The sequence below is a fragment of the Methylobacterium sp. D54C genome (assembly GCF_053345595.1).
This window is the reverse complement of the sequence record NZ_JBKFAK010000070.1, coordinates 1-3,502: the sequence shown is the minus strand read 5'-3', so window position 1 is coordinate 3,502 and position 3,502 is coordinate 1. Positions and strand designations below refer to the sequence as shown.

Annotated in this window: 2 protein-coding genes; both read left to right on the top strand. The window is 67.6% G+C overall.

Features of this window, described 5'->3' with window-relative positions:
• Positions 1-155 precede the first annotated feature (155 nt).
• The gene (locus ACLBYB_RS32455) at positions 156-2,288 is read left to right on the top strand and encodes a hypothetical protein (protein WP_447701334.1); all 2,133 of its coding nucleotides are present in this window, start codon (positions 156-158) and stop codon (positions 2,286-2,288) included.
• Positions 2,289-2,576: 288 nt separating this feature from the next.
• Entirely contained in the window at positions 2,577-3,386 is an 810-nt protein-coding gene (locus ACLBYB_RS32450; protein WP_447701333.1) for a GTPase-associated system all-helical protein GASH, read from the top strand.
• The last annotated feature ends 116 nt before the right edge of the window (positions 3,387-3,502 follow it).

The following is a 3,502-nucleotide window of genomic DNA, read 5'->3' as shown; positions in this document are numbered from 1 at the left end:
CGGCCGACAAGCCTCGACCAGTGGCTCCAGAACAGCCCATTGCGCGTCGCTCAGCATCGTCCCTCCTCAGAGCGGAGACACAAAACGCGTGCTGCGCCAGATGGTTCAGGCGACGACAGGCCCTAGCCGACATCGACACCTATCGAACTCGGACTTTGCCCGTCGACGGCGTGGCCGCGTCCCACGACCTCGCCTTCGTCCTGAAGGTCGCTCCTGAGGAGATCGTGCGACGGCTTCATGCCGAGGTACGGCTACCCGGGCGCCGGCATGTCTACGTCGACTTCTTCGGCACCCCGATCAGGGCGGCCTACCGCGAGACCTACCGGCGGAGGGTCTCGCCGCGATCGCTGAGGGCTTCGCCACACCACCGCGCCCTGTGGGACCTGCGTCCGCTGTCGTTCTGCCCGGAAAGCCGCGAGATCCTGATCCATCGTTGCCCCGTCTGCAGCAACGATCTCCGCTGGCGCAGGACCGCCGGCATCCAGTACTGCGAGGCCTGCGTGGATGAGGATGGGTATCCGACCGTCGACCTCCGCGACCATCCGCAACCGCTCGTGGAGGTCTCGGACGGAGCCGCCCTGACGTTCCTCGGGGATATCATCCAACCCGACCCCGCCCGGCGCGACCGGGCGCGCCGGGCCGTGGCCCCGGCATTCGCCGCGCTGTCACCCGGTGACATGTTCGAGGTAGGGTTGTCGCTTGCCCGGGCAGCGGCAGGCAAGCCGGGGCGCATCGGGATCGGCCAACGGAAATTCGGAAGCTTGGAGGGTGCGGGCGATCTGAACCCGGAAAACCTCGCGCAAGCCGCGCGCGTGCTTCTCACCTGGCCACGTGCCTACTGCAACCTCGCCGACCGGATGAGGCCCGGAGCGGCGGCACGGACGAACGCGACCGGCATGCTCAAAGAGATCGGCAGCCTCGCCCTGCTGGCGTGGAGCCAGGACCTGCCCAAAGAGGCGCGAGTGGCGTTCGATGAGGGCAACAAGGTCTTCATGGCCGGCTTGGCGGGCCGCACGGCTGGTCTCGCCCGGTTCCGGCGGGGCCTCGTCCCCGAAGGCTACATCACGCAGAAGGAGGCGGCCCGCCGCCTCAGGATGAGGGCCGTAGACGTCCGGGGACTGGCCTCCAGGCCCGACGTCGCAGTCGTGAGGATGATGGATTCCCCGACGGGTCCGGTCCTCTACCGCGCCGACGAGATCGCGCGGATCGACAAGGCGAGGCGCGACCTCATCGAGGACGACGCCGCGGCCCTCAGGCTCGGCATACCGCTCTGGGCCACCAGGGCGCTGGCAGAGTGTGGCCATCTCGACGTCGAGACGGGGCCCGCTGCGGCCCTGAGGAGCGAGGGCCTGTTCCTGAGGCTTAGTTCGCTCGACGCGCTGGTCGAGCGGCTGGAGGCACGCGTCTCCGATGGCCCGTCCGCCGTGCGCCTCGTCCGAGCAGTCCGCGCGAGAGCCTGCTTGCGGATGCCGTGGCCTGCCCTGGTCGAGGCCATCCTCAACGGGCGGCTGGACCTGCGCTGGTCCCGGCGGCCGCGCGCCAGCTTCGTGGAGAACGTAGCCCTCGCCGACCGCAGCCAATTTAACGCCCTGGTCGAATCGGCGGGACCGGCCCCCGAAGCTGACACGGTCCCGATGAGCGACCGGGAGGCGGCGCTGGCGCTTGGGACGATCGAGCTCACGGTGTGCAAGCTCGTCGAGGCCGGCTTCCTCCCAGTGAACGGAGCGCGCTTCAGGCGGCACGCCGTAGCCGATCTCGCGAGCTTCCAGGCGCGCTACGCCTTCACGCCCGAGATCGCGGCCGCGCTCGGGTCCAAGCCGGCCGACGTACGATTGCGGCTCGCGGCCCTTGGCATCCAGCCCGTGGCCGAATTCGGGGCCGGCAAGCTACTCGTCTGGTCGCGCGAACACCTCTCTGACGGACGCATGCACGCCGAGAGCCACCTGACCGACACCGAAGCCGCCGTCTTACTAGGCGGCGGGCTGAGCCAACTTCGCCAATTCGTGGCCGCGGGTTTGCTGAGAAGGGGCGGCGGACGTTGGGGCCTGGATGCGGGCGAGGTCGAGCGGTTCAGGTGCGCCTGCCTGCCCGGCAGCGAGGCCGCCCGCCTCCTGGGCCTCCATGTCCGGCAGGTTCCAGACTGGATGGCCGGCAGGGGTGTCGAGCCGCTCGCGCGGCTTCCATGGTCCGGCGGATGGGTGTGGGACAGGCCCGCGTTCGAGGCCCTAGTCCGACCACCAGTCACACCTCCAACGCAGGGCGTGGGCCCGGAGGTTTCCCGAAGGTAAAAAGGCTAGGGCAAGCGTTTCTCCTCAATAGATGCCGGGCATCCTGGCCTCCCCCCTCTTCCGCCCTACGGATGCACTCGGCTGATCTCCAGCCGCCCCGCTAATACGGGACGCATTGTGGGACGGCGGAATCAAACTGATGCAGGACCCAGCTTCGGCTGGGAAAAGGCGGTCCCTCAGACTTGACAGCATAGCCCGATCTCGGGAACCTATATTCCTGTTCTGTTCCCATGCCGGCGTATTCGAACAAGGTGCGCTCGCTCCCCGGACGCCCAGAGACCCCCGGCCGTGGCCATCGACGTTCTCCAGACCTTCCTCAACAATCGCCTTCTTGAAGCCATCGGACCCGACGACAGCCGCCTGGAACGGTTGCGCTCTGCCGCTGCTGACTTAGCGGAGAAGCTGCGCGAGGATCCGGACAAGACACTTGCCTGGACGGTAGCGGCGCTCAATCCCCGAACCCCTGGAAACGTGCCGGCATTCGAGGAGGTAGGGCTTGCTCTTGCGAACCACTGGCCGACCTATGGCAACCTCTTCCCCGGAACCCCGGTCACCGTCTTCCGGGCGATGCTCCTGACCGCACTCTCGACCGTTATCGACGAGGACGAGCGGGTAGCGTTCGCATTCGCGCTCGTCTCACGCAATCTGCTGCCGCATCTGGAGCTCGGCATCGAGGCCCGGGCGATCCAGCCCTTGGTCGATGCCGCGGAGGAGATCGCCCGACGTGCCGTCGGCGCTGAGTGGGGGCTGGGCGTCGATAATCTTGAGAGCGCCGAGTTCGAAATGCTGAAGATCGGCAGCGAGGGTCCCAAGATACGACGCCCATGGCTGCAAGGGCTCATCGAGGGCGCCGTGGGCCCCACGAACGCAAAGGGCGAAGCCGCGGGGACGAAGCCGAACCCGCACTGGCCGAACAGTCCGGATTCTTGGGCGCACGAATTCGTCCCGCGCATGACTGCCGCCGTCGCCGGGGCGGTCGATGGAGGCGTCGATGCGCTGCGAAAGGAAGGGATCAGCGCGGCCGAAACCTTGGCGGCCGCCGTGCAGACCTACGTCCGCGCCTCGGTCGAGCAGATGGCGGTCACAGCTAGGGTGTGAACCGAACCAATCCGTTGCAGGGTCTGTCGTTTTATGATTCCAGGCGGCCGTTTTCTGGCCTGGAGGCGGTGATGGCGGACCTGTTCTGGCTCTCGGATGAGCAATGGGCGGTGATC